Here is a 26162-nt window from a genome sequence, read left to right on the forward strand (position 1 = left end):
GAGCAGCAGGTTGCCGAGGGTGTTGAAGTGCAGGTTGCCGGCAAAATCCGGGATGCTCAGGCGGTTGCCCTGCACCCGCACAAACCCGGCCTGGCCGCCCCGGTGGGAAACGTCCACCGCCAGCCGGCCATCCTCCAGGGTGACATAGCTGGCGACAAAGAAGGTGTCAGCACCGGCAATCATCTGCTGCGCCGGCTCATCCAGATGGTCCAGTTGCTCGGCCACCACGGCCGGCAGGGGTTGGCTGACGGGCAGCAGGTGCTGGCGCAGCTGGATGTACTGCGGGCAGTTGCCGAACGCCTGATCCACGGCGATGCCCAGGCCCTGCGCGTCACGCCCGACCACATTACCGTTAAGGCGATTGCGCCGACGGGTATGCAGCTCGATGCCCAGCAGGCCGACGGCCGCACCGTCTTGCAGCGCCTGCGCGGCCGGATCGCCCGCGCCGAGCACGCTATCCAGCCGCAACAGGTGTGGCTCCGGGGAATGGGCAAAGCCGACCGGACCTTCGAGGATGCTGGCCCAGGGGCGCCCCTGGGCGTCTACCGAGCCCAGCAGCAGGAACGGCAGTTGCCGGTAGAAATCGCGGTGCTGGTCGGGCATATGGTCGCGGATCACCCGCCGGCCAAATGCTTCCATACGCTCGGCAGCACCCACTCGCTCCTGTAACTGCTTTTCCCCGGCGTGCCAGGGAGATAAATTGGTCGGCTGTGGGCTGGTCATGGCAAGGCTCCGCTGAATGAAAAGGCCGGCGCGGCCGATGGCCGCGCCGGGGGTGAGTCAGGCGCTTTGCAAGCCGACGGCGGTGCGTTGCATCGGTACGAAGCCCGGCAGGGCTTCGACGCGCGCCAGCCAGGCACGCACCTGCGGGTAGTCGGCCAGCGACACATTACCCTCCGGCGCATGGGCGATATAGGTATAGCTGGCGACATCGGCCAGGGTCGGCAGGTTTCCGGTCAGGTACGGGCGGCTGGTCAGCTCCTGCTCGATCACCTTGAGCAGGGCGTGGGTGCGGGCGATGGTCGACGCTGCATCGTAGGGGGCGCCGAACACAGTGATCAGGCGCGCGGTGGCCGGCCCCGAGGCGATCGGTCCAGCGGCGATGGACAACCAGTGCTGTACCTGCGCACCTGCCAGCGGCTCCTTGGGCAGCCACTGACCGCTGGTGTCGTACTTCTTCGCCAAGTACACCAGGATGGCGTTGGAGTCACTCAGCACCACACCGTTATCATCGATTACCGGCACCTGGCCGAAGGGGTTCATGGCCAGGAATTCGGCCGATTTGTGCGCGCCCTTGGCCAGATCGACGAACACCAGTTCGGTCGATACATTCAGCAGCGAGAGGAACAACTCCACACGGTGAGCGTGACCGGAGAGGGGATGACGAAAAAGTTTGATCGGCTTGGACATGGTGAACTCCGCAGTTAGCTATGTGAAACAGCGACACCGAGTGTGCCGTGTTGTGTGAACCATACTGAGCTACCTAGCCAAATCGTAGAATCACCAGAAAAAGCAATTCATTATTACGTAAAATGAAATAAAAGCGTCGCTCAGCGCAGCGCCGGGTGCTCGCGCAAACGGCCCACCGCAAAATCAACAAAGCTGAGCACCCGCGCAGCAGCGCGCCGTCCTTCGCGATAGACCACATACACCGGCAGTTCGGGTAAGCCGAACGCCTGTAGCACCTCGACCAACTCGCCACGTTGAAAACGCTCATGCACCTGATAGCTCATGCAGCGTATTAGCCCGCCATCGGCGCAGGCTGCGAGAATCGCTGGCTGATTGGAGGTGCAGCTCAACCGCGGGCGAAGCGGGTAATGCCGCAGTCTGCCCTCGACCTGAAAGCGCCACTCGGTCAGCCTGGCATCGGCACTGGAATGGATAATGCGGTGCCGTGAGAGTTCCTCGGGATGCGTGGGTGTGCCCAAGCGTGCCAGGTAGGCGGGGCTGGCGCAGACCACGCGGCGTATCTGCCCGGCCTTGAGGGCGAACAACGAGGAGTCGGGCAGGTCGCCGGCCAGAATGGCCACATCGACGCCTTCCTCATGCAGGTTCGGCTGGCGGTCCAGATAGCGGACATACAGCTGCACCTCGGGGTACTGCTGCAGGTAATCGAGCAGGATGGCTGGCATCAGTTCCTGGCCGAACAGCAGGGGCACGCTGACCGTCAGATGCCCGCGGGGCTGACTGTGCAGGCCACTGGCCGAGGCTTCGGCCTCCTGTACCTCGGCGAGAATGCGCTGGCAGTCCGCGGCAAAACGCTCACCCGCTTCGGTGAGCAACACGCCCCGGGTGCTGCGTTGCAGCAGTGCCAGATTTAACCGTGCTTCTAGGGCGTCGATGGCGCGGGTCACGGTCGGCTCGGAGAGTCCCAACTGGCGTGCGGCGGCGGCCAGGCTCAGCGTTTGACTGACCACAAGGAGCACCTGCATCTGTTGCTGGCGATCCATGACTCAGTTCGACCAGTGTGGATTGAGCGCCGGATCCTGGCCCAGGCGTTGTTCGCAGAAGTCGACGAAGGCGCGCACCTTGGCCGCCACCTTGCGCCCGCCATGATAGACCACATGCACGGGCAGCGGTGGCTGCTCAAACTCCTGTAGGACGATTTCCAGTTCGCCGCTGGCGACCTTGGCCGCCACTTGATAACTCAGCACCCGGGTCAGGCCCCAGCCCAATGCGGCGGCATTGATGGCCGCCTGATTGGCGGTGACCACCAGCCGTGGTTGCAGGCGCACGTTGAGCAGGCTGCCGTTGTCTTCGAATTGCCAGTCGCTGAGCAGCGGGCTGCTGGCCGAGCCCACCACCTGCAACTGCTGCAATTGTTCAGGGTGCGTCGGGCGGCCATGGGCATCAAGAAACGCCGGAGACGCGCAGATCACGCGGCGCACTTCACCGACCCGCAGCGCATTCAGGCCGCTGTCCGGCAGGTTGCCTATCCGCACGGCCACATCAATGCCTTCATCAACCATGCTCACCACCCGATCCACCAGCATCGCGCGGATCTGCACGGCAGGATGCTGCTCCAGGAAGTCGACCATCAACGGGGTAACAAACAGCTCGCCAAACAACAAGGGCGCCGTGAGCGTCAGTTGGCCCCGCGGCATGGCATGGCTGCCAGCGGCAGACTCTTCGGCTTCTTCCAGTTCGGCGAGGATGCGCCGGCAGTCCTCGGCATAACGCTGACCGGCCTCGGTGATGTTCATGCTGCGGGTGGTACGGTTCAGCAGCAGGGTGCCGATGCGCTCTTCCAGTCCGGCCACGGCGCGGGTCACGCTGGGCGGCGACATGTTCAGCCTGCTTGCTGCGGCGGCAAACCCCTGTTCCTCGGCAACGGCCAGAAACACCTGCATTTCCTGAAAGCGGTCCATATTGGGCTCCTCATGTGAGGCCACAGTCTGCACTGTTAGTGCTGTGCTTAGACTTACATCTTCATCCCGTTGAAAAGTTCATATCGCAGGGGCGCGTTTCGGGAAGCTAAATAACCGTTCCGAAATGTAGACCACTTATCCGGGTAAAGAATGGAACTCTACGTCGTTTGTGCGTCCTGATTAATCGCCAAATCAACCAAACGACAAACGAGCCGAGCCCGAAATGATACTAACACTGCCCGACCATGATGAGCGACGCAGGATCATCAACAAGATGCATCGGACCAAAGATAAAGATCTCTGCCGGAAACTCAACACCATCTTGCTCGTCGCTGACGGGCACAGTGTCTCGGCTGTTTCCAGGCTCACTGCCGCCGCTCGCTCATCTGGGTGAACTGGTACACCTTATACAGCCTTGAGGAGCTTGAAAGCGAGCTTTGGGGGCGCAAGCCGGTACTGCCATTTGCTCACATCTCGGGTCTATTGCTGCTGTTGATCCAGTTGTCACCTCAGGAGCTAGGATATCAGCGCTCGCCTTGGAGTACCGAACTGATGGCGTCTGAACTGAAACGGAATTGGCACCTGAAATTACATGCTTCAACCATAGGGCGCTGGCTGCCACGGCTGGGTATTGTCTAGCGCCGGCGCGCCCACTTTGCACATTCGCAATCCTCAAAAAGAGCTCAAAATGACGGCCATCAATGATAGCCTTGGGACTCAAACTTTGGCTCATCCGGCGCCCAGCCCGGGGCGGGCTCCCTATAATGGGCGCGCCTCAACGCTCGTAAAAACCAGATATAACTTATTGATGCTACGGAATATTACAATGAAAAATATCAGCAAGTCCCTACTCGCCGCTGCCATTTCCCTCGGATTGATGGCAGGCTGTAACAGCCAACATGACTCCGAGACCCCGACCCCCATGGTTCGCTTCGCAACTTTCAACCTCTCCTTTGATCGCACCGCTCCAGGCATGCTGAGCGGGGAACTGGCCCTGACCCGCGCCGAGCAGGACGCCCTGCTGACCCGCTACCAGCAAGGGGACGGCAGCCTAGGTAAGGACGAGATCACCCGCGCCAAGGACGTGCAGCAGATCCGCAATATCGCCGAGATTATCCAGCGCACCCGGCCGGATGTCTTCCTGCTCAACGAGTTCGACAACGACGGCAAAGGCGCCGGCACCGCCGATCTGACGGCGTTCAACGACAACTACCTGGCCCACGCTCAGCACAACGAAGTGACCGCCATCCGCTACCCTGTGCTGCAAAACTTCGCCACCAACACCGGCCTGATGAGCGGCCATGACCTCAACCTGGATGGCAAGGTGGGCAGCGGCCCGGACGATGGCTGGGGCTTTGGCAACTACCACGGCCAGTACGCCTTCGCCGTCATGTCGCAGCACCCCATCGACACCAAGCAGATCCGCACCTTCCAGCACTTCAAGTGGAAGGAGATGCCGGGCGAGCAGAACCCTGTCATCGACGACTGCAACAACCCCAATGCCAAGATCCCGGCAGGCCGCCAGTGTGGCGATGCCTGGTATGACGACGCCGCCTGGCAGGCGTTCCCGCTCTCGTCCAAGAATCACGCCGATGTGCCGGTGCGCATCAAACGCGGCAACCAGGAGGAGGTGATCCACTTCCTCGTCTCCCACCCGACTCCGCCCATCTTCGGCAACGCGGCGCGCCACAACGTCAAACACAACCGCGCCGAAGTCGCCTTCTGGCAGGACTACGTGGAAACGGCCAGCTACATGGTGGATGACGCAGGCAAGGCCGGCGGCCTGCCCCAAGGTGCCAAATTCGTCATCGCCGGGGATCTCAACGCCGATCCCCAGATTGGCGATGGGGATCTCACCGCCATTCAGGATCTGCACAACCATGTGCTGGTCAATCAGGCGGTCACCAACGGCGCCATCATACCGGTCAGCCAGGGCGGCCCCGAGTGTCTCGCCAGCCAGCCGGATCAGTGCAAACGCAACAATAACCGCCCCACCCCGGAGCGCATCACCAGCAGCAGCGGCCTGCAGCTCGATCACCTGCTGCCCTCCGCCAACCTGAACGCGGTCGCCTCCGGCGTGTTCTGGCCCGCCAGCTTCGAGCCCGGCTACCACCTGGTGTACGACGCCAAGCTGGGCATCGCCAAGGGCGTGAGCTCGGATCACCGGCTGGTGTGGGTCGACTTCAAGCTCGACTAACCTGATTGTTTCCATCTTTCGTGAATGGGCGGACCAGCGGCAGGCTCATCGGGATAGATGAACCGATCACAGAACCCGGTCGCCAATCGGGTTAGAATCGGGGCTCCTGTCGCCATGCCACGCCCTGGTGACGCCTCCTCCGCTTTCACTCATGAGGACACTGTTCATGGAACTGCTTCTTCTTAGCAACGGTAAAGCCACCGAATGCCAGGGTCTGCTCGGCTGGGCCCGGGAGCGGGTGCAGACCCTGCTCGCCCGCAAACAGGTCAAGCGCATCCTGCTCATACCCTACGCGGTGATCCGCAGCGATTGGGATGCCAGGGCCAATGAACTTGGCGAGAGCCTGGGGGTGGAAGCGATCAGCATCCATCAGTTCGACGACCCTGTGGACGCAATCCAGCAGGCGGAGGCCATCTTTATCAGCGGTGGCAACACCTGGCGCCTCAACCAGTTGCTGCACGAAAATGGCCTGGTTGTGCCAATCCAGCGCGCCGTGCGCGAGCGGGGCGTGCCCTATGTGGGCTGGAGCGCAGGTTGCAACGTGGCAACCCCGAGCATTCGCACCACCAACGACATGCCGGTGTGCAACGCCGCCGTGTTGCCTGCGCTAGGCCTGTTCCCGCTGCAGATCAACCCCCACTATCTGGATGCCAGCATCAGCGGCCACATGGGGGAGACCCGCGATGAACGTCTGGCAGAGTTCTGCGCCATCAACCCGAGCGAACATGTGGTGGCCCTGCGCGAAGCCAGCCTGCTCCAAATAAGTGGCGAGAGCAGCGGCGACACCCTCGAATACTGGAGCGCCCGCGGCGAAGGCTTCAAGATCTTCAAGCACGGCGAGGCGACTCAGGAGTGCATGGATGCCAGCCCGCTGGCGGCGTTGACGGCGTTTCGCCCCCACGGCTGAACCATGATGCAAGAGGGCACGCCTGCGTGAGGCGCCATTCTGAGCGGCCGAGCCTGTGGTTTGCCATGCTGTGAGGGGCAAGGGATATTCCCTCGCCCCTTTTCTTTTCGGCGGGAGGATGCAATGACGACACGGATAGAACACGACAGTTTCGGGGAGATAGCCGTTCCGGCCGAGCGGCTATGGGGGGCCCAGACCCAGCGTTCCCTCCACCACTTCGATATCTCGGGGGAGCGTCAGCCCATGGAGCTTATTCACGCTCTGGCGCGCATCAAATCTGCCTGTGCCAGGGTCAACCACGCCAAAGGGCTGCTGCCCGCTCGCACGGCCCAAGCCATCATGAGCGCCGCCGATGAGGTCCTCTGCGGCCAGCACGAGGAAGAGTTTCCACTCAGGGTCTGGCAGACAGGCTCGGGCACCCAGACCAACATGAACGTCAACGAGGTGCTGGCCAACCGGGCCAGCGAACTGCTCGGTGGCCCGCGCGGCGAAGGGCGTCTGGTGCACCCCAACGACGAGGTGAACAAGAGCCAGTCAAGCAACGATGTCTTCCCGAGCGCCATGAACCTGGCAGCCGTCAGTGCTATCACGCTGCAACTGCTGCCCGCCCTGCTCACCCTGAGCGCCACCCTGGCGCGCAAGGCCCACACCTTCGACGACATAGTCAAAATTGGCCGCACCCACTTGCAAGACGCCACCCCGCTCACCCTGGGACAGGAGTTCTCCGGCTGGGTCGCCCAACTGGAACAGGCGGAGCGCCACATTCGGGCCGCCCTGCCCCATCTGTGCGAACTTGCGCTGGGAGGCACGGCCGTCGGCACCGGCCTGAATACGCCACCCGGCTTTGCCGACGAGGTGGCGGCCACCCTGGCACAGCAGACGGGCCTGCCACTGGTGAGCGCCCCCAACAAGTTCGAAGCGCTGGCGGCAAGCGATGCCATGGTGCATGCCCACGGGGCCCTCAAGGCACTGGCCGCGTCGCTCATGAAGATCGCCAATGACGTGCGCTGGCTGGCCAGCGGCCCCCGCAGCGGACTGGGGGAGCTGCTGATCCCGGAAAATGAGCCCGGCTCCTCCATCATGCCCGGCAAGGTCAACCCGACCCAGTGCGAGGCGCTGACCATGCTGTGTGCCCAGGTGATGGGCAACGACGTGGCCATCACCATAGGCGGTGCCAGCGGCAACTTCGAGCTGAACGTGTTTCGCCCCCTGATTGCCCACAACTTTTTGCAGAGCGTACGCCTGCTTGCCGATGGCATGCAGAGCTTCTGTGATCACTGCGCCATCGGTATCACGCCGAACCGGGCACGCATTGATGAGCTGCTGGCCCGCTCCCTGATGCTGGTCACGGCGCTCAACCCCCACATCGGCTACGACAACGCGGCCGAGATAGCCAAGCGTGCCCACCACGAGGGAATCAGCCTGCGGGAGGCCGCCATCGCCTCCGGCCATCTCACGGCGCAGGAGTTCGATGCCTGGGTGGTGCCGGCCAACATGGTCGGTCGACGGAGAACATGAAATGAGGGACAACTGAACAGCAAAAAGTCGGGCATGCCCGACTTTTTCATTCTGCAAGACGGCAGTCAGGGAGTGAGCAGCTTGCTCAATGCATCTCGCTCGTTCTGGGCTGCCAGCAAACGGATCCGGGCTTCTTCCCGCTTGGTCTGCTTGTTGGCGATCTTGTCAGGTTTGCCCACACCCGCACCGTTTCCAGCTCGAGCAGCCGCTCGTTCACCCCCTCTTTCCGCTCGGCCACCCGTTGCTACTGCTCCTTGAACAGGTCCGCCTCGGTGCAGTGAGCCTCGATGTTGCGCACCGCCCGTTTGAGCTCGGCAACCTGATCCCCGTTGTTGTGCGCCTTGGCGAAGACCCGCTGATCCGCCACGGCCTGTTGCTGTGCCTTGCAGCCAGCATCCAGGCGGGCCAAGCCGTGTGCCAACCGGTTACGACAGAATTTGTGCAACATCACGCCAGCGCGGCTTCGGCGAGTCTACAATAGCGGCTTTCAGGATGGAGTCTTTCATGAATCAACGTATTGTCATCATTGCCAACGGCGCCCCCTACGGCAGCGAATCCCTGTTTAACGCCCTGCGGCTGGCCATCGCCCTCAATGAGCAGGGAGGTGTGAGCCTGCAACTGTTTCTGATGTCCGATGCGGTCGGCGCCGCACTGGCAGGACAAGTACCAGCCGAGGGGTACAACCTGCGCCAGATGCTAGAGATCCTGCTGGCACAGGGTGCCATCATCCGCCTTTGCAAGACCTGTACCGATGCCCGCGGCATCACAGCCCTGCCGCTCATTGAGGGGATCGAGATCGGCACCCTGCCGCTGCTGGCCCAGTGGACCCTGGCAGCCGACAAGGTACTGACCTTCTAGTGCATAAATAAATGGGCGCAGCCGTTGATCTGCAACAAACCTGCGCCATTTGAAAACCTGCCCCCTGCTGTTAATGTCTACACTGTCAATTAGATAAACGTGCGCGCCTTCATTTTCGTTCAGGGAACTGCCATGAATCCAACCGAACAAACTCTGCTGGAACAGATGCGGATCACAGAGTTCGACATTGCTCACCGCAAGGAGCTGTTGCTGCTGAATGAGGATGACTTCTCCCGGCTCGCCAGTTATCGCCCCAATATAGAGCCTCACATAGATGCACTGGTCGACAAGTTCTATGAAATGCAGACCGGGATCACCGAAATCGCGCTACTGATCGGTGATGCCGATACACTCACCAGACTTAGAACGGCTCAGCGTCGCTATATCCTCGATCTGTTTAGCGGCCTGTATGACCTGGAGTACGTCAACAACCGGCTGCGGATCGGATTGGTGCACAAACGGATCGGGGTTGAGCCCAAACTCTATCTGGCGGCCATCAACACCCTCAAGGGGCTGCTTATCGAGGATATTTTCACCCAGATTGAGCATGAGCAGGATCGCATCGCCATGTTGACCGCCCTCGACAAGCTGTTCCTGTTCGACATTACTCTGGTGTTCGAGACCTATATCCGCAGCCTGGTCTCGGAGATAGAGTCATCCAAGGAGAAGTCGGAGATCTACGCCAGGACGCTGGAGGAGAAGGTGCGGGAGCGTACCCAGCAGCTGGAGGAGATGAGCCGGACCGACTCCCTCACCGGCCTGCTCAGCGTGCGCCACCTGCAGGAGAACCTGACCCGCACCCTGCGTACCTGCCAGCGCCGCGCCGAGCCCGTGGTCATCGCCTACCTCGACATCAACGACTTCAAACAGATCAACGACACCCAGGGACACCAACGGGGCGATGAGATACTGCGCATCGTCGGCGACTGCATTCGCAAGGTGTCACGGGCGGAGGATTACTGTTTTCGCTACGGCGGGGATGAGTTCTGCCTGATCCTGCCCAACTGCAATGAAGACCAAGCCAGAAACGTCTACCTCCAGCGCCTGACCAATGCCCTGAAGGAACAGGTCGACGATGTGACTCTCAGCATCGGCATGGTGCAGACCGGCCCCATGCAGTTCGACGAGGGCCACAGCCTGATCCGGCTGGCCGACGAGCGCATGTATGCCGCCAAGAGGGCGATGAAGCAAGTCAACCAGAAGGAGACCCATTAACCCTCGCGGGAACAGGCTTTCGCCACCTCGGGGCGCGGGATCCTCGCGCCCCACTCGTACAACAGAAAGGTCAGCATGCAGAACAGCGCCATCAGTATGTAGAGTGACTGCCCGCTCCATCGTTCCAGGATCCAGCCTCCCAACATGGCCCCGATGGCCCCGCCCAACCCGGCCAGCGCACCGGCGCCGAAATAGCTCCCCTTCAGATGAGGGGGCGACATCTGATCGATCAGCACGTTGAGCAGCGGGAACAGAATCGTCTCCCCCACGCTCAGCAGCAGCACGGCCCCGATCCAGTGCGACCACTGTGCGGGATCCCCCAGCGCAAACAGCACCTGAGCCCCCAGAAACAACATGATGCCAAGCTGCAGTCGCACCTTGCCCGGCCAGCGGGCGAGCAGATGCAGCAGCGGGAATTGCAGCACGACCACAGTCAGCGCATTGAGCGTCACCAGAATGGCGACCAGCCGCGCCACCTCTGGGGTCTCGGCCTGAGTCAGGTACTGCACCAGGGGAGAGTGAAACTGGGAGTAGACCAGCACCATCAGCAGGTTCGCCATCACCAGCAGCAGAAAGCCCCGATCCAGCCACAGCACCTTGATGGCGGCCCGCAGACCCAGGCCGCCTGCACGCCGCTCTTCCTCGTTCAGCGCGCGAAAGCCCCAGACGAAAGCAGCCCCCAGCAGCAGATAGCTACCGGAGAGCAGCAGGAAGGTCTGCTGCTGGGCGCTGATGCCCAGAGTCACCCCAAGCAGAGGTCCTATCGCCGCCCCCAGGTTGAGCAGGAAGTAACGCATATGCAGCGCCAGCTCGCGCGCCTTGGCCGAGGCGAGGCTATCGGCCATCAGCGCCTTGCCCGGAGCATCTATGAGACCGGAGGAGAGACCGCTGCCTATCACCCCGACTCCGAGCCAGAGCACTGAGTGGGAGACGCCGAGCAGACCATAGCAAAGCAGCGCGACCAGGCAGCCGGCCAGCAATATATTGCGCCGCCCCAGCCGGTCCGACAGCCAGCCGCCGTAGAAGCTGATCAGGGTGGAGATCGCCGCACTCGCTCCCAGCATGGCCCCTATGCTGGTGGCCGAGAGGGCATACTCCCGATAGAGCAAGATCGAGAGAAAGGGCCAGACCATGTAATAGCTGGTGCGCACCATGAAGGTGCCCAGGATCACGGTCCAGACCAGTGGGGGAAACTGCCTGAGGAGGGCCCACGACATCATACTGATCCTTGTTACCCGTCGCGCGGGGAGCCCATTGTTGTAACAGAGGGCTTCATAAGAAACAACTTTTCTGCCGAGCAGGCACAAAAAAGCCGACCCTGAGGTCGGCTCTTGAACAGCACGGCAGCCCTTATTCGGCAGTCGGCTCTTCGGCAACAGCCACGTCAGCAACCGGTGCGGCGGCTTCAGTCGGTGCATTCGCTTCCTTGATGGAGAGACGCACACGGCCTTGACGGTCCACTTCCAGTACCTTCACCTTCACCACATCACCGATCTTCAGAAAGTCGGCCACGTTTTGCACACGGGCATCGGTGATTTGGGAGATGTGTACCAGACCGTCTTTACCCGGCAGGATGTTGACGAAGGCACCGAAGTCGGCCAGACGCACAACCTTGCCTTCATAGATGCGGTTCACTTCGATCTCGGCTGTGATGGCCTCGATGCGACGAATGGCTTCCATGGCGGCTTCGTTGGCAACGGCGGAGATGCGGACGGTACCGTCATCATCCAGCTCGATGTTGGTGCCAGTCTCTTCGGTCAGCGCACGGATCACGGAACCACCCTTGCCGATCACGTCCTTGATCTTCTCAGGATTGATCTTGATGGTGTGGATACGCGGGGCAAAGTCAGAGATTTCGCTGCGCGGCGCCTGGATGGCTTCGTCCATCACTTTCAGGATGTGCAGGCGAGCACCACGGGCTTGCTTGAGGGCAATCTCCATGATCTCTTTGGTGATGCCTTCGATCTTGATGTCCATCTGCAGCGCAGTGATACCCTGGGTAGTACCGGCCACCTTGAAGTCCATGTCGCCCAGGTGATCTTCGTCACCCAGGATGTCGGACAGCACGACGAAACCTTCTTCTTCCTTCACCAGACCCATGGCGATACCGGCAACGGAGGCCTTGATCGGCACACCCGCGTCCATCAGCGCCAGGGAGGAACCACAGACGGAGGCCATGGAGGAGGAGCCGTTGGATTCGGTGATTTCAGACACCACACGCACCACGTACGGGAACTCGGCGGCGCTCGGCATCACGGCAGCAACGCCGCGCTTGGCCAGACGACCGTGACCGATTTCACGACGCTTGGGGCTACCCATCATGCCGGTTTCACCGACGCAGTACGGCGGGAAGTTGTAGTGCAGCATGAAGCGGTCGGCACGGTGGCCAGCCAGCTCGTCGATGTTCTGGGCGTCACGCTCGGTACCCAGAGTCGCAACCACGATGGCCTGAGTCTCACCACGGGTGAACAGGGCAGAGCCGTGAGCGCGAGGCAGAATACCGGTGCCAACAGACAGGGCACGGATCATTTCCGGATCGCGACCGTCGATGCGCGGCTCGCCACGTACTACGCGACCACGAACGATGCGGCTTTCCAGGCTGTGGAACTCTTCGCCAATCTTCTTGGCATCGTCTTCCACGCCGGCGGCGATCACTTGCTCAACCACGCGCTGCTTGATGGCACCGATGGCAGCGTAACGCACAGCCTTCTCGGTGATGCGGTAGGCTTCACCCAGTTCAGCTGTAGCCAGCTCGGCAATCTTGGCCTTGAGCGCTTCGTTGGTCGCAGGCGGGGTCCAATCCCACGGCTGGGTACCCACGTCGGCGGCGAATTCGTTGATGGCGTTGATCACGACTTGCATCTGCTCGTGGCCATAAACGACGGCGCCCAGCATGGTCTCTTCAGACAGGATGGCCGCTTCGGATTCCACCATCAGTACCGCGTTGGCGGTACCGGCAACCACCAGGTCCAGATCGCTCTGCGGCAGTTCGGCGGTGGTCGGGTTCAGCACATACTGACCGTTCATGTAACCCACGCGAGCAGCCGCAATCGGGCCGCCGAACGGGATGCCGGAGATGGCCAGTGCAGCAGAGGCACCGATCATGGCAACGATGTCCGGGGAAACCAGCGGGTTCACGGACATGACGGTGGCAACCACCTGAACCTCATTGAGGAAGCCTTCCGGGAACAGCGGACGAATAGGACGGTCGATCAGGCGGGAGGTAAGGGTCTCGCCTTCGCTCGGACGGCCTTCACGACGGAAGAAACCACCCGGGATACGACCAGCAGCATAGGTACGCTCCTGGTAGTTGACGGTCAACGGGAAGAAATCACGGCCGTGATCGGCCTCTTTCTTACCGACTACGGTCACAAATACACAGGTATCGTCCATGCTGACCATAACGGCCGCAGTGGCTTGACGGGCCATCACACCGGTTTCCAGAGTGACGGTGTGTTGACCGTACTGGAATGACTTTACAATAGGATTCACGTGAATTTCCTTTTTTACAATTTGGCTCTTTAAATTCGCGTGCAAGTATACTTGATTCGAATCAAAAGGTAAGCAATCACACAAATTCTGTGACGCCGGCGACAGCCCGACGCGCAATAAAAAAGGGGAACCCGGAGGTTCCCCTTTTTCGCGAAATCTGATGGTCGATTAACGACGCAGACCCAGCTTGGCGATCAGAGCAGCATAACGCTGAACATCTTTACGCTTCAGGTAGTCCAGCAGCTTGCGACGCTGGGAAACCATGCGCAGCAGACCACGACGACCGTGGTGATCTTTAGCGTGCTCTTTGAAGTGACCTTGCAGATGGTTGATCTGGGCAGTCAGCAGGGCAACCTGCACTTCGGGGGAGCCAGTGTCGTTGGCGCAACGAGCGTTGTCAGCAACGATGGAAGCTTTGATCTCAGCATTTAGAGACATGAGTTTACTCCAGTAGAGTGTTTAAAGGTTCACAGCCAATCTCTAATTCAGCCGTGAAATGAGGGCGGTATCATAATCGTCCCCGCCACATTTCGCAACGGGAAAGAGGCGCAGCGGGAAAGACGCCCTGATACCGCCCGAGGATCACTCCTCGTCGCGGTCGTCGTGGTAGCGCACCAGACGCTTGGGGGCTACCCGCCCTTCGTCGTCTATCTCGCCCACACCGATGAACTCACGCTCAGGACCGACCGTCATGCGTACCTGGCCACCTTGCGGCGCCCCGGCAACCTGCACGGCCTGCCCCTGGTTCACATAAGCGGCCACCGCCGCCAGCATGTTCACTTCGGGCAGCGCGGCCACGGCGGTATCCATCGGCAGCAACAAGGGATCGAGCTGCTCCCGTGGCGGGATACTCTCAGCCTTGGCCTGTTCGAAGATGCACTCGAGCTGTTCCAGGGTCAGCATCCGCTCATAGGGATAGCTGGCCACCTGGGTGCGGCGCAGCTGGGTGACGTGAGCGCCACAGCCCAGCACTTCCCCCAGATCGTCCACCAGGGAGCGAATATAGGTGCCCTTGCTGCAGTGCACCTCCAGCTTGACCTCATCCCCTTCAAAGCTGATGAGCTTGAGCTCAAATACCGTGATGGGGCGGGCTTCCCGCTCTATCTCTATGCCTTCACGGGCATATTCGTAGAGCGGGCGACCGTTGTGCTTGAGGGCTGAGTACATGGACGGCACTTGCATGATGGGGCCACGGAACTGGTCCAGCGACTCGATCAGGGTACCCACGGCCACGTTCACCGGACGGGTGGAAACCACCTCGCCGTCGGAGTCGCTGGTGTTGGTGCGCTCACCCAGCTTGGCGGTCACCTCATAGCGCTTATCCGCTTCCAGCAGATACTGGGAGAACTTGGTGGCTTCACCGAGGCAAATCGGCAGCATGCCGGTCGCCAGTGGATCCAGGGCGCCGGTGTGGCCGGCCTTGGCGGCATTGTAGATCCGCTTGACCTTCTGCAACACATCGTTGGAGGTCAGACCGGTCGGCTTGTCCAGCAGCAAGATACCGTGTACGTCACGGCCCTTGAAACGACGTCTTCGAGACATCTCAGGCTTTATCCTCAGTAGTATCATCAGGTGCGGCTTCGTCCTCTTCACGGCCAGCTTCGGCCATGCGACGTTTGTCTTCACGCACAGTGTTGGTCACCAGGTTAGAGAGACGCATCCCCTCGACCAGGGTCTGGTCGTAGTAGAAACGCAACTCGGGCACCACGCGCAAGCGCATGGCACTGCCAAGCAGGCTGCGGATGTAGCCAGCCGCTTCGGTCAGGCCCTTGAGCCCTTCCTTGATGCGGTCGGCGTCGTTCTCCAGTTGCAAAAAGGTGACATAAACCTTGGCATAGTTGAGGTCCTTGGACACTTCCACGTCCGAGACGGTTACCATGCCGATACGCGGGTCCTTGACCTCACGCTGCAAGATCAACGCGATTTCGCGCTGGATCTGCTGGCCGACCCTGTTGGTCCGGCTGAATTCTCTGGCCATATTCTATCCTGCGATAAAAGGGGGCCGCGGCCCCCTATTTTGTCTAACTCTTGGCTTACAGAGTCCGTTGAATTTCAATGGTCTCGTAAACTTCGATCTGGTCGCCTTCGCGTACGTCATTGTAGTTCTTGACTGCGATACCACACTCGTAACCGTTACGGACCTCGTTGACGTCATCCTTGAAGCGACGCAGGGATTCCAGCTCGCCTTCATAGATAACCACGTTGTCGCGCAGAACACGGATACGGTTGGAACGCTTGACCACACCTTCGGTAACCATACAGCCGGCAACCGCGCCGAACTTCGGAGACTTGAAGACGCTACGCACTTCAGCCAGACCGATGATCTCCTGACGATACTCAGGAGCAAGCTTGCCGCTCATGGCCTGCTTCACTTCGTCGATCAAATCATAGATGACGGAGTAGTAACGCAGATCCAGGCTTTCGGACTCAATGACCTTGCGCGCAGATGCGTCGGCACGGACGTTGAAGCCTACCAGGATGGCGCTGGAAGCCGCGGCCAGAGTAGCGTCGGTTTCAGTGATACCACCAACACCCGAGCCCACGATCTTGACCTTGACTTCGTCGGTAGAGAGCTGAACCAGCGCATCGCAAATCGCTTGCACCGAACCCTGTACGTCGGCCTTGATCACCACGTTCACTTCGGACACTTCGCCCTCTGTCATGTTGGCGAACATGTTTTCCAGCTTGGACTTCTGCTGGCGAGCCAGCTTGACGTCGCGGAATTTGCCCTGACGATAGAGCGCCACTTCACGGGCCTTCTTCTCGTCACGTACAACGGTGGCCTCATCACCGGCAGACGGCACCCCGGACAGACCCAGGATTTCCACCGGCAGGGATGGACCCGCTTCCTTGATTTCACGACCCAGTTCGTCGCGCATGGCACGGATACGACCGTATTCCAGACCACACAGTACGATGTCGCCCTGACGCAGAGTACCTTCTTGTACCAGCACGGTGGCAACCGGACCACGACCCTTGTCCAGGAAGGATTCGATCACGACGCCACTGGCCATGCCATCGACAACCGCTTTCAATTCGAGCACTTCGGACTGGATCAGGATGGCTTCCAGCAGGTCGTCGATGCCTTCGCCAGACTTGGCGGAGACGTGAACGAACTGGCTCTCGCCACCCCAGTCTTCGGACATGACGTTGTAACGGGCCAGCTCGGTCTTGACGCGATCCGGATCCGCTTCAGGCTTGTCGATCTTGTTGACTGCAACCACGATGGGCACTTCAGCCGCCTTGGCGTGCTGGATAGCTTCGATGGTCTGCGGCATGACGCCGTCATCGGCAGCAACAACCAGAACGACGATATCGGTCGACTTGGCACCACGAGCACGCATGGAGGTAAACGCAGCGTGACCCGGAGTATCCAGGAAGGTGATCATGCCACTGTCGGTTTCGACGTGGTAAGCACCGATGTGCTGGGTAATACCACCGGCTTCGCCAGCAGCTACCTTGGCTTTACGGATGTAGTCGAGCAGCGAGGTCTTGCCGTGGTCGACGTGACCCATGATGGTCACGACAGGGGCACGCGGCTTGGCTTCGGAGGTCTCGTCACGATCGGACAGTACCGCCTCTTCCAGCTCGTTCTCACGACGCAGCACAACCTTGTGACCCATCTCTTCGGCGACCAGCTGAGCGGTCTCCTGATCGATCACCTGGTTGATGGTCGCCATGGCGCCCATCTTCATCATCGCCTTGATGACTTCCACGCCTTTGACGGCCATCTTGTTGGCCAGTTCGGCCACAGTGATGGTTTCGCCGATGACGACGTCACGGTTAACCACGGCAGCCGGCTTGTTGAAGCCGTGCTTCATGGCATTGGGCATGGCCACCTTGCCGCGCTTGCCTTTACGGGCACGCGGGTTGCGGGAATCGCGATCATCTTCACGACGACCGGCCTTTTTCGGCGCCTTAACGGCGGCGGCGGCGGTGCGACGGCTGGTCTCTTCCTTCCGGTCCAACTCGTCTTCTGCGGCTTGCGCATGCTTGTTGGTGGTCAGATGATAGTCACTGCTCTCTTTGGCGCGAGCAGCTTCTTCTTCAGCCCAGCGAGGGCCGTTCTGTTCCGCCATTACACGAGCCTCTTCGGCTTTCTTGGCGGCGAGTTCTTCTGCTTTTTGCAAAGCTGTTTGTTCCTGTTGGCGCTTCAGTTCTTCTGCTTCGCGCTTGGCCATCTTTTCTGCCTCTTGCTGAGCTGTGCTACTGGCTGCTTTGGCGGGCTGTGGAGCCTGTCGAGCCTTTGATTGTGCCTCGATCCGCGCCTTTTCCTCAGCTTCACGACGAGCCTGCTCAGCCTCACGGCGAGCCTTCTCTTCAGCATCGAGACGAACCTTGTTCTCGGCCTCGCTACGAGCTTTTTCTTCTGCTTCCAAACGCGCTGTTTCCTCGGCTTCCGCCTGGCGCTGTTCATCTTCCAGCGCCGAGCGTTTTACATAGGTGCGAGTCTTGCGCACTTCAACCTGCACTTCCTTGTTCTTGCCGCCAGTCCCCTGAACACTGATGGTGCTCTTGGTCTTGCGCTGCAAAGTCATGCGGGCTGGTGCGGTGATCTCGTCACCTCCATGCTGTTTTTTCAAGTGAGCCAGCAGAGTCTGTTTTTCAGACTCGCTGACGAGGTCGTCGGCCTTACTCTTGCTGATACCGGCATCGACAAACTGCTGGAGAAGACGATCAACCGGTGTGTCGATGTCAGTGGCAAGTTGTTTGACTGATACTTCTGCCATTCATTTTCCTCCGTTTGATCTTATTCAGACTGCTCTTCTCCGAACCAACAGATATTGCGAGCAGCCATAATCAGCTCACCGGCTTTCTCAGCGGTCAGCTCTTCAATGTCGGCAAGGTCGTCGATACCTTGCTCTGCCAAATCTTCCAGGGTGCCGACACCACGCGCGGCCAGGGCATATGCCATGTCGCGACCGAGGCCAGCCAGATTGAGCAGGTCTTCGGAAGGTTCTACGCCGTCGAAGGATTCTTCTTTGGCCAGGGCCTTGGTGGTCAGGACATCCTTGGCACGCTTGCGCAGCTCTTCCACCATGTCCTCGTCCAGACCGTCGATGGCCAGCAGCTCATTGACGGGTACGAAGGCGATCTCTTCCAGAGTCGAGAAGCCTTCTTCCATCAGCAGACCGGCGAAATCGTCGTCGATGTCCAGGGCGCTGGTGAACAGGGTCAGGATACGATCGTTCTCGGCCTGGTGCTTGGAACGCATGTCCTCGACGGTCATGACGTTCAGCTCCCAACCGGTCAGCTGGGAAGCAAGACGCACGTTCTGACCGTTGCGGCCGATGGCCTGGGCCAGGTTGGCGGCTTCCACGGCGATATCCATGGTGTGGTTGTCTTCATCCACTATGATGGAGGCCACATCGGCGGGCGCCATGGCATTGATCACGTACTGGGCGGGGTTGTCATCGTACAAAACGATGTCGGCACGCTCACCACTCAGCTCGGCGGAGACAGCTTGCACACGGGCACCGCGCATGCCGATACAGGCACCGATCGGGTCGATACGACGATCGTTGGTCTTCACCGCGATCTTGGCGCGGGAGCCCGGGTCACGGGCGGCGCCCATGATTTCGATCATCTCTTCACCGATCTCCGGTACTTCGATGCGGAACAGCTCTTTCAGGAAGTCCGGGCTGGAACGGCTGACGAACAGCTGGGAACCACGGGCTTCGGGACGCACGGCGTAGAGCAGGCCACGGATGCGATCGCCCGGACGGAACGTCTCGCGCGGCAGCATGTCGTCACGGAAGATCACGGCCTCGGCATTGCTGCCCAGATCCAGGATCACGTTGTCACGGTTACTCTTCTTGACCACACCGCTGATGATGGTGCCTTCCTTGTCCTTGAACTGGTCAACGACTTGGGAACGCTCGGCTTCGCGCACTTTCTGCACGATAACCTGTTTAGCGGTCTGGGTGGTGATACGGTCGAAGGTCACAGAGTCGATCTGGTCTTCTACATAGTCACCGAGCTGGATCTCGGGCTGCTCGATCTGAGCGGCTTCGAGGGTGATTTCACCGTACGGGTTTTCCATTGCAGCCTGATCGGCCACAACAACCCAGCGACGATAGGTATCGTAGTCACCGGTCTTGCGATCGATTTCGACCCGAACTTCAATCTCGCCTTCATATTTCTTCTTGGTCGCAGTCGCCAGCGCGGTCTCCAGAGCCTGGAAAATTTTCTCGCGGGGCACAGCTTTCTCGTTGGATACTGCGTCAACGACCAGCAAAATCTCTTTATTCATATCCGATAGCCTCGTTAACCAAAGTTCGGCACTATGTTCGCTTTTTGGATATTGGTGAAAGCCAACACGTCGTCCTTACCATCTACTGTCAGGGTGATCATGTCGCCTTGCACAGCTTTGATTACGCCTTTGAACTTGCGGCGGTTATTTGTTGCCATCCGCAGCTGCACCGCCGCCTCTTGGCCAACGTATTTTTCGAACTGGGCAACCTTGAACAGCGGACGATCCAGACCAGGGGAGGATACTTCCAGGAAGTATTCTTCTGTGATGGGATCCTCGACATCCATGATGGCGCCAACCTGATGGCTGACTTCAGCACAGTTCTCGACAGTCACACCATTCTCGCTGTCGATAAAGACACGCAAAGTGGAGTGGTTACCCGCGCGGATAAACTCAATACCCCAAAGTTCAAAACCCAAGGCAACGACCGGAGCCTCGAGCAGATCGGTCAAACGTTGTTCCAACGTAGCCAAAGTCACCCTCCGAAAAACAAAAAAAGGGCATAAAGCCCAGATAGAGATCGATTCAGAGTAAATCGCACATAACAAAAAGCCCCGATGTCAAATCGGGGCTTGGCGCTTTACCCTGATTGTCGCCTCGCAGCGACCGCCTTCCTGAGCGTAGGAAATGCGTGAAATTTGGTTGCGGGGGCCGGATTTGAACCGACGACCTTCGGGTTATGAGCCCGACGAGCTACCATGCTGCTCCACCCCGCGTCCGAAATCGTGCGAGATTATAGCCAGTTCATTCTCTTCACACAAGACTGACTGGCTATAATATACCCGGTTACCCGAGCTCACTACTTAATTGGTGCCGTGGGCGGGACTCGAACCCGCACACCCTAGAGCACTACCCCCTCAAGATAGCGTGTCTACCAATTCCACCACCACGGCAAAAACTCACTTATTCGGGAACGTCAGTGTCTTTCTTTACTGGCGCTTTGGTCTGCTCAACCTGCTGGGTTTGTTGCAGATTTTCCCATTCGCTACCCTGTTTGACCTTGTTGCTGGACATAGATCCGAGCACCAGGCTAATCAAAAAGAACAGAGTAGCCAAAACAGCTGTTGTACGGGTCAGGAAACTGCCTGAACCACCGGAGCCGAATACGGTATTCGATGCCCCTGCGCCGAAGGAGGCGCCCATGTCAGCCCCTTTACCTTGCTGAATCATCACTAGACCAATCAGAGCCAGTGAAACCAGCAGATAAACGACTAAAAGAATTTCGTACATTTAACTTGCACCCTTTGCCGCTTCAACAATTCCTAAAAACGTCTTGTCATCGAGACTCGCTCCACCTATCAGGCCGCCATCAATGTCGGGCTGGGCAAACAAATCTCTCGCATTGGTCGGTGTCACGCTCCCACCATAGATGATTCTAACTTTCTCACCTATAACCGGAGTATCCTCCGCCAAGCGACCACGTATAAAGGAATGAACCTCTTGTGCCTGCTCGGGTGTGGCGCATTTACCTGTACCTACAGCCCAAATCGGCTCGTAGGCGATGATAGCATTATCGAAAGCCATCGCGCCATTTTTCTCTATGACAATGTCCAGCTCTTCTGCGATCACCTCAAAGGTTCTTCTCGCCTGCCTCGCTGCACCCGACTCACCCAAACAGAGGATGGGGATCAAGCCTGCCGCTCTGGCTGCCGCAAACTTCTCTGCGACGATAAAGCTGGTCTCACCAAAGAGACGCCTGCGCTCGGAGTGCCCTACCAGTACGTAACGACACCCTGCCTCAACCAGCATCTCACACGAGACTTCACCCGTATAAGCGCCTTGTCGGTGCTGACTCACATTCTGAGCCCCCAACTTCATTACCTTTTGCTCGTTGAGCAGTACGGCCGTGAAGTCGAGATGCACATGGGATGGACACAAGACCACATCTACTTGCTCATCCATGCCTTTAAGGCACTGGCGAGTAAACTGCTCTAACTGCGACTTACTGCCGTGTAACTTCCAGTTGGCTGCTACAAACGGCTTGCGATGTCCCATCGGCAACTCCCTTGCGAAAGCGGGGCTGATAATATCCAGAGGATTGTCAGCTGACAAGCGCTATTTTTGAATTTTCGAATCGTTTGAACAAGATACAACCAGGGCGGCTAAAAAGCCGCCCACTTTGTTCATTAAAACGCCGATTCGACCTGTTGAGCGATGCGTTGTGCCATGTCACGCACCTGCTGCTCATGCTCACCTTCCACCATGACCCGGATCAGGGGTTCGGTGCCGGATTTACGCAGCAGGACGCGGCCACGGCCAGCCAGCTCTTGTTCCACCTTGGCCACTTCCTGGTTGACGGCATCAGCCGCCAGCGGATCCTTGCCCTCGGCAAAACGGACGTTCACCAGCACCTGAGGGAACTTGCTCATGCCGGAACGCAGCTTGGCCAGCGGCATCTCGGCGGTGCAGATGGCCATCAACACCTGCAGGGCGGCGACAATACCGTCCCCGGTGGTGGTCTGGTCCAGGCAGATGATATGACCGGAGTTTTCACCCCCGATACGCCAGCCCTTCTCGTTCATCATCTCCAGTACGTAGCGGTCACCCACTTTGGCACGGGCGAACGGGATCCCCAGGGTCTGCAGCGCCAGCTCCAGGCCCATGTTGGCCATCAGGGTACCGACGACCCCCCCCTTGAGGCGACCGTTGCGCAGCGCATCGCGGGCGATGATGTAGAGGATCTCGTCACCGTCGATGATGTAACCCGTGTGGTCCACCATCACCAGGCGATCGCCGTCACCGTCGAAGGCCACGCCTAGATCGGCTTTGCACTCGAGCACCTTGGCTGCCAGTGCCTCGGGAGCGGTAGAACCTACACCGTCGTTGATGTTCAAACCATCAGGGCTGCAGCCGATAGCGATCACCTCGGCTCCCAACTCGCGGAAAACGGAAGGAGCTATGTGATAGGTAGCACCATGGCCGCAGTCAACCACCATTTTCAACCCTTCCAGACTCAGATTGGAGGGGAAGGTGCTCTTGCAGAACTCGATATAACGGCCAGCAGCATCCTCGATACGCACTGCTTTGCCCAGCTCGGCAGACTCAACACACTGGATCTCGTGATCCAGCTCGGCCTCAATGGCCATTTCCACATCATCCGGCAACTTGGTGCCATCGGCGGAGAAGAACTTGATGCCGTTATCATAGAAGGGATTGTGTGAGGCACTGATCACGATACCCGCCTCTGCACGGAAGGTGCGGGTCAGATAGGCAACGGCCGGGGTAGGCATGGGGCCCATCAGTATGGCCTTGAGACCTGCAGCGGAGAGACCCGCTTCCAATGCCGACTCCAGCATGTAACCGGAGATCCGGGTATCCTTGCCGATCAGCACCTTACGGGTGCCCTTCTTGGAGAGCACCTTGCCTGCGGCCCAACCCAGCTTCATCACGAAATCAGGGGTGATCGGGAATTCGCCAACCTTGCCGCGGACACCATCGGTGCCAAAATACTTTCTTGCCATTGTCTGTTCTCTTTTTTATTTGGATATGAAATCTTGTCCCGTCATTACCATCCAGCCGGCGCGCAGGGCATCCATGGTCTCTCGCACATCGTGCACCCGGATAATCCGGGCGCCATGCTGCATCCCGATGAGCGCGCAGGCCAGACTGCCGGCCAGCCGTTCATCAACCGAGCGGCCAAGCAGGTTGCCTATCATAGACTTTCGTGACATACCGACCAAGAGCGGAAGCTGGTAATCGAGCAACTTCTCCTGCCAGGCCAGCAGTTGATAGTTGTGTGCCAGCGTCTTGCCAAAGCCGTAGCCCGGATCCAGCAACAGCTGCTGACGCCCTATACCAGCGGCCAGACAGGCGGCGATACGTTCATCGAAGAAGGCCCTCACCTCCCCCAGCAGATCGTCATAGTGGGGTTCGGCCTGCATGGTTCTCGGCTGGCCTTGCATGTGCATCAGGCACACGGGTACGTCAGCTTCTGCGGCGGCGGCCAGGGCACCGGGTTCGAGCAAGGCCCGCACGTCGTTGATGAGATGGGCCCCAGCCTTGCAGCCTTCCCGCATGACGGCAGCCTTGGAGGTATCGAGAGAGATCATCACATCCAGCTCGGCGACCATCCGCTCGACCACGGGGATCACCCTGTCCAGCTCATCTTGCTCGCTCACGTCGGGGGCCCCAGGACGCGTCGACTCCCCCCCTATGTCGATAAGCGTTGCGCCGTCGGAGATCATCTGGCGAGCATGGTCCATGGCCCGGTCAATCTGATTGAAATTGCCACCATCGGAGAAGGAGTCAGGTGTCACATTGAGGATCCCCATCACATGGGGACGATCGAGGGAGAGGCTGAGCCCCTTGCTGGTTAGCTGCATCTTCGCTTCCATTTACATAAAGAAAAACCCCGGGACCAGCCCGGGGTTTGCATCATCACGATTTATTTGGTCGGCAGATCGTTGGCCTTGTCGATGTCGACATCCGCCACCGGCTCCACCTCGGTCACTGCCGGTTTGGCATCCGCCGCGACAGTGGCACCGCCTTGCGGAGTATCGCCACTGTGCTCGTCATGCCAGTTGCTGGGAGCACGCACCTCACGACGGGCCATCAGATCGTCTATCTGTTTGGCGTCGATGGTTTCGTACTTCATCAGCGCATCTTTCATGGTGTGCAACACATCCATGTTGTCCAGCAGGATCTGCTTGGAGCGGGCGTAGTTGCGATCAATGACCTGTTTGACCTCAGCGTCAATGACGCGCGCCGTGTCGTCGGACATGTGCTTGACCTTGGCCATGCTGCGACCGAGGAACACTTCACCATCTTCTTCCGCATAGAGCATGGGACCGAGACGCTCGGACATGCCCCACTGGGTGACCATCTTGCGGGCGATGTCAGTCGCACGCTCGATATCGTTGGACGCACCAGTCGATACCTTCTCGGCGCCGTAGATCAGCTCTTCTGCCAGACGACCACCGTACAGGCTGGAGATCATGGACTCCAGGTGCTGCTTGGAGTGGCTCCAGCGATCCTGCTCGGGCAGGTACATGGTCACACCCAACGCACGACCGCGCGGTATGATGGACACCTTGTAGACAGGGTCATGATCCGGTACCAGACGACCAATAATAGCGTGACCCGCCTCATGGTAAGCCGTCATCTCCTTCTCAGAGTCTCTCATCACCATAGAGCGACGTTCCGCACCCATCATGATCTTGTCCTTGGCCTTCTCGAATTCAGCCATGGAAACCACACGACGACTCTCACGGGCGGAGAAGAGGGCGGCTTCGTTGACCAGATTGGCGAGATCGGCACCGGAGAAACCCGGGGTACCACGTGCAATCAGGGCAGCATTGACATCATCTGCCAACGGCACCTTGCGCATGTGCACCTTCAGGATCTGCTCGCGACCACGCACATCAGGCAGACCGACCACAACCTGACGGTCGAAACGGCCCGGACGCAGCAAGGCAGGGTCCAGTACATCGGGACGGTTGGTGGCGGCGATGACGATGATGCCTTCATGGCCTTCAAAACCATCCATCTCGACCAGCATCTGGTTAAGGGTCTGCTCACGCTCATCGTGGCCACCGCCGAGACCGGCGCCACGCTGGCGACCGACCGCATCGATTTCATCGATGAAGATGATGCAAGGGGAAGACTTCTTGGCCTGCTCGAACATGTCACGCACCCGGGAGGCACCGACACCCACGAACATTTCGACGAAGTCGGAACCCGAGATGGTGAAGAAAGGCACCTTGGCCTCACCCGCAATGGCCTTGGCCAGTAGGGTCTTACCGGTACCCGGAGGGCCAACCAGCAGTACACCGGTGGGGATCTTGCCACCCAGTTTCTGGAACTTGCTCGGATCGCGCAGATAATCGACCAGCTCTTTCACCTCTTCCTTGGCCTCATCGCAGCCTGCGACGTCGGCAAAGGTGGTCTTTATCTGCTCTTCGCTCATCAGACGAGCCTTGCTCTTGCCGAACGACATGGCACCCTTGCCGCCGCCGCCCTGCATCTGACGCATGAAGAAGACCCAAACACCGATCAGCAGTAGCATCGGGAACCAGGAGATAAAGATAGAGGTAAGCAAAGACGGCTCTTCCGGCTTCTCACCAATCACTTTGACATTGTGATTGAGCATGTCGTTGAGCAGCTGGGGATCCGGCGCCGGTATGATGGTGGTGAAGCGTTCACCGGTGCGCTTGACGCCATTAATGACCTTGCCATCCATCCGCACTTCACGGATCTGCTCTTGGGTCACTTCTCTAACGAAGCTGGAATAGTCCAGCTGGCGACTGGTGGTATCGCTGGGGCTGAAGCTATTGAACACCGACATCAACACGACGGCGATGACCAGCCACAGGATTAGGTTTTTCGCCATGTCACTCAAATCAATGACCTCGCAGA

General features: G+C 59.3%; 22 protein-coding genes, 2 tRNA genes and 2 pseudogenes. 6 read left to right on the forward strand and 20 right to left on the reverse strand.

The features are described 5' to 3' along the window. The 4 genes from AAC083_RS13475 to AAC083_RS13490 form a co-directional block, all read right to left on the reverse strand. Window positions 1-723, reverse strand: a 723-nt coding sequence (locus tag AAC083_RS13475) for a pyridoxamine 5'-phosphate oxidase family protein (protein WP_181364748.1), incomplete at its 3' end; no start/stop codon positions are given. A gap of 57 nt (window positions 724-780) precedes the next feature. Continuing rightward, window positions 781-1410 carry a glutathione S-transferase family protein gene (locus AAC083_RS13480; protein WP_108536860.1) on the reverse strand — a complete coding sequence of 210 codons (630 nt, stop codon included), beginning with the start codon at window positions 1408-1410 and terminating at the stop codon, window positions 781-783. Between the two features lie 140 nt (window positions 1411-1550). Continuing rightward, window positions 1551-2450 carry a LysR family transcriptional regulator gene (locus AAC083_RS13485; protein ID WP_108536861.1) on the reverse strand — a complete coding sequence of 300 codons (900 nt, stop codon included), beginning with the start codon at window positions 2448-2450 and terminating at the stop codon, window positions 1551-1553. Between the two features lie 3 nt (window positions 2451-2453). After that, window positions 2454-3368 carry a LysR family transcriptional regulator gene (locus AAC083_RS13490; protein WP_108536862.1) on the reverse strand — a complete coding sequence of 305 codons (915 nt, stop codon included), beginning with the start codon at window positions 3366-3368 and terminating at the stop codon, window positions 2454-2456. 223 nt (window positions 3369-3591) lie between these two features. On the opposite strand from AAC083_RS13490, the pseudogene AAC083_RS13495 reads away from it, so the two are divergent. The 4 genes and pseudogenes from AAC083_RS13495 to fumC form a co-directional block, all read left to right on the forward strand. Next, window positions 3592-4104 (forward strand): annotated as a pseudogene (locus AAC083_RS13495) (IS630 family transposase); the annotation flags it as partial. A gap of 90 nt (window positions 4105-4194) precedes the next feature. Continuing rightward, the gene (locus AAC083_RS13500) at window positions 4195-5565 is read left to right on the forward strand and encodes an endonuclease/exonuclease/phosphatase family protein (RefSeq protein WP_181364749.1); all 1371 of its coding nucleotides are present in this window, start codon (window positions 4195-4197) and stop codon (window positions 5563-5565) included. A 166-nt stretch (window positions 5566-5731) separates the two neighbouring features. Continuing rightward, a complete protein-coding gene (gene pepE / locus AAC083_RS13505) occupies window positions 5732-6472 on the forward strand; it encodes a dipeptidase PepE (protein ID WP_108536863.1) in 741 nt (246 codons plus the stop codon). Between the two features lie 123 nt (window positions 6473-6595). Further along, a complete protein-coding gene (gene fumC / locus AAC083_RS13510) occupies window positions 6596-7990 on the forward strand; it encodes a class II fumarate hydratase (RefSeq protein ID WP_108536864.1) in 1395 nt (464 codons plus the stop codon). A gap of 65 nt (window positions 7991-8055) precedes the next feature. On the opposite strand, the pseudogene AAC083_RS13515 reads toward fumC, so the two are convergent. Then, window positions 8056-8438, reverse strand: a pseudogene (locus AAC083_RS13515) (DUF1090 domain-containing protein). 56 nt (window positions 8439-8494) lie between these two features. Here AAC083_RS13515 and AAC083_RS13520 point away from each other — a divergent pair. Continuing rightward, window positions 8495-8848 carry a DsrE/DsrF/TusD sulfur relay family protein gene (locus AAC083_RS13520; protein WP_108536865.1) on the forward strand — a complete coding sequence of 118 codons (354 nt, stop codon included), beginning with the start codon at window positions 8495-8497 and terminating at the stop codon, window positions 8846-8848. Window positions 8849-8980: 132 nt separating this feature from the next. Beyond that, window positions 8981-10063 (forward strand): protoglobin domain-containing protein, encoded by a 1083-nt coding sequence (locus AAC083_RS13525; RefSeq protein ID WP_108536866.1) that lies wholly within the window; start codon window positions 8981-8983, stop codon window positions 10061-10063. On the opposite strand, the gene AAC083_RS13530 is transcribed toward AAC083_RS13525, so the two are convergent. From AAC083_RS13530 to ftsH, 15 genes are all read right to left on the reverse strand, one after another. Further along, the gene (locus AAC083_RS13530; RefSeq protein ID WP_339735959.1) at window positions 10060-11481 is read right to left on the reverse strand and encodes an MDR family MFS transporter; all 1422 of its coding nucleotides are present in this window, start codon (window positions 11479-11481) and stop codon (window positions 10060-10062) included. The genes AAC083_RS13525 and AAC083_RS13530 overlap by 4 nt on opposite strands. Further along, the gene (pnp, locus tag AAC083_RS13535; RefSeq protein ID WP_108536868.1) at window positions 11414-13555 is read right to left on the reverse strand and encodes a polyribonucleotide nucleotidyltransferase; all 2142 of its coding nucleotides are present in this window, start codon (window positions 13553-13555) and stop codon (window positions 11414-11416) included. The genes AAC083_RS13530 and pnp overlap by 68 nt, the downstream gene beginning before the upstream one ends. A gap of 168 nt (window positions 13556-13723) precedes the next feature. Further along, the gene (gene rpsO, locus AAC083_RS13540) at window positions 13724-13993 is read right to left on the reverse strand and encodes a 30S ribosomal protein S15 (RefSeq protein ID WP_005317514.1); all 270 of its coding nucleotides are present in this window, start codon (window positions 13991-13993) and stop codon (window positions 13724-13726) included. Window positions 13994-14137: 144 nt separating this feature from the next. Beyond that, on the reverse strand, window positions 14138-15097 hold the full coding sequence (gene truB, locus AAC083_RS13545) for a tRNA pseudouridine(55) synthase TruB (protein WP_042035800.1): 960 nt from the start codon (window positions 15095-15097) through the stop codon (window positions 14138-14140). Between the two features lies 1 nt (window position 15098). Next, complete coding sequence (gene rbfA / locus AAC083_RS13550) at window positions 15099-15533, reverse strand: 30S ribosome-binding factor RbfA (RefSeq protein WP_042035801.1); 435 nt, start codon at window positions 15531-15533, stop codon at window positions 15099-15101. A 55-nt stretch (window positions 15534-15588) separates the two neighbouring features. Continuing rightward, window positions 15589-18285, reverse strand: coding sequence for a translation initiation factor IF-2 (infB, locus tag AAC083_RS13555; protein ID WP_042035802.1), 2697 nt, complete (start codon window positions 18283-18285; stop codon window positions 15589-15591). Between the two features lie 20 nt (window positions 18286-18305). Further along, window positions 18306-19808, reverse strand: a complete 1503-nt coding sequence (nusA, locus tag AAC083_RS13560) for a transcription termination factor NusA (RefSeq protein ID WP_042035803.1) — start codon at window positions 19806-19808, stop codon at window positions 18306-18308. A gap of 14 nt (window positions 19809-19822) precedes the next feature. Beyond that, entirely contained in the window at window positions 19823-20281 is a 459-nt protein-coding gene (gene rimP, locus AAC083_RS13565; RefSeq protein ID WP_042035804.1) for a ribosome maturation factor RimP, read from the reverse strand. Window positions 20282-20447: 166 nt separating this feature from the next. Then, window positions 20448-20524: transfer RNA gene (locus AAC083_RS13570), tRNA-Met, on the reverse strand. A gap of 92 nt (window positions 20525-20616) precedes the next feature. After that, window positions 20617-20701 (reverse strand) — tRNA-Leu (locus AAC083_RS13575). A gap of 10 nt (window positions 20702-20711) precedes the next feature. Continuing rightward, window positions 20712-21038 carry a preprotein translocase subunit SecG gene (secG, locus tag AAC083_RS13580; protein WP_042035805.1) on the reverse strand — a complete coding sequence of 109 codons (327 nt, stop codon included), beginning with the start codon at window positions 21036-21038 and terminating at the stop codon, window positions 20712-20714. Then, a complete protein-coding gene (gene tpiA / locus AAC083_RS13585) occupies window positions 21039-21803 on the reverse strand; it encodes a triose-phosphate isomerase (RefSeq protein WP_108536869.1) in 765 nt (254 codons plus the stop codon). Window positions 21804-21934: 131 nt separating this feature from the next. Then, window positions 21935-23269, reverse strand: a complete 1335-nt coding sequence (glmM, locus tag AAC083_RS13590) for a phosphoglucosamine mutase (RefSeq protein ID WP_042035807.1) — start codon at window positions 23267-23269, stop codon at window positions 21935-21937. A 15-nt stretch (window positions 23270-23284) separates the two neighbouring features. Beyond that, window positions 23285-24130 (reverse strand): dihydropteroate synthase, encoded by an 846-nt coding sequence (folP, locus tag AAC083_RS13595; RefSeq protein ID WP_108536870.1) that lies wholly within the window; start codon window positions 24128-24130, stop codon window positions 23285-23287. A 62-nt stretch (window positions 24131-24192) separates the two neighbouring features. Beyond that, a complete protein-coding gene (ftsH, locus tag AAC083_RS13600) occupies window positions 24193-26145 on the reverse strand; it encodes an ATP-dependent zinc metalloprotease FtsH (protein WP_042035809.1) in 1953 nt (650 codons plus the stop codon). Window positions 26146-26162: the final 17 nt, after the last annotated feature.

The organism is Aeromonas sp. HMWF014 (assembly GCF_963878295.1).
GTDB classification, from domain to species: domain Bacteria; phylum Pseudomonadota; class Gammaproteobacteria; order Enterobacterales; family Aeromonadaceae; genus Aeromonas; species Aeromonas popoffii.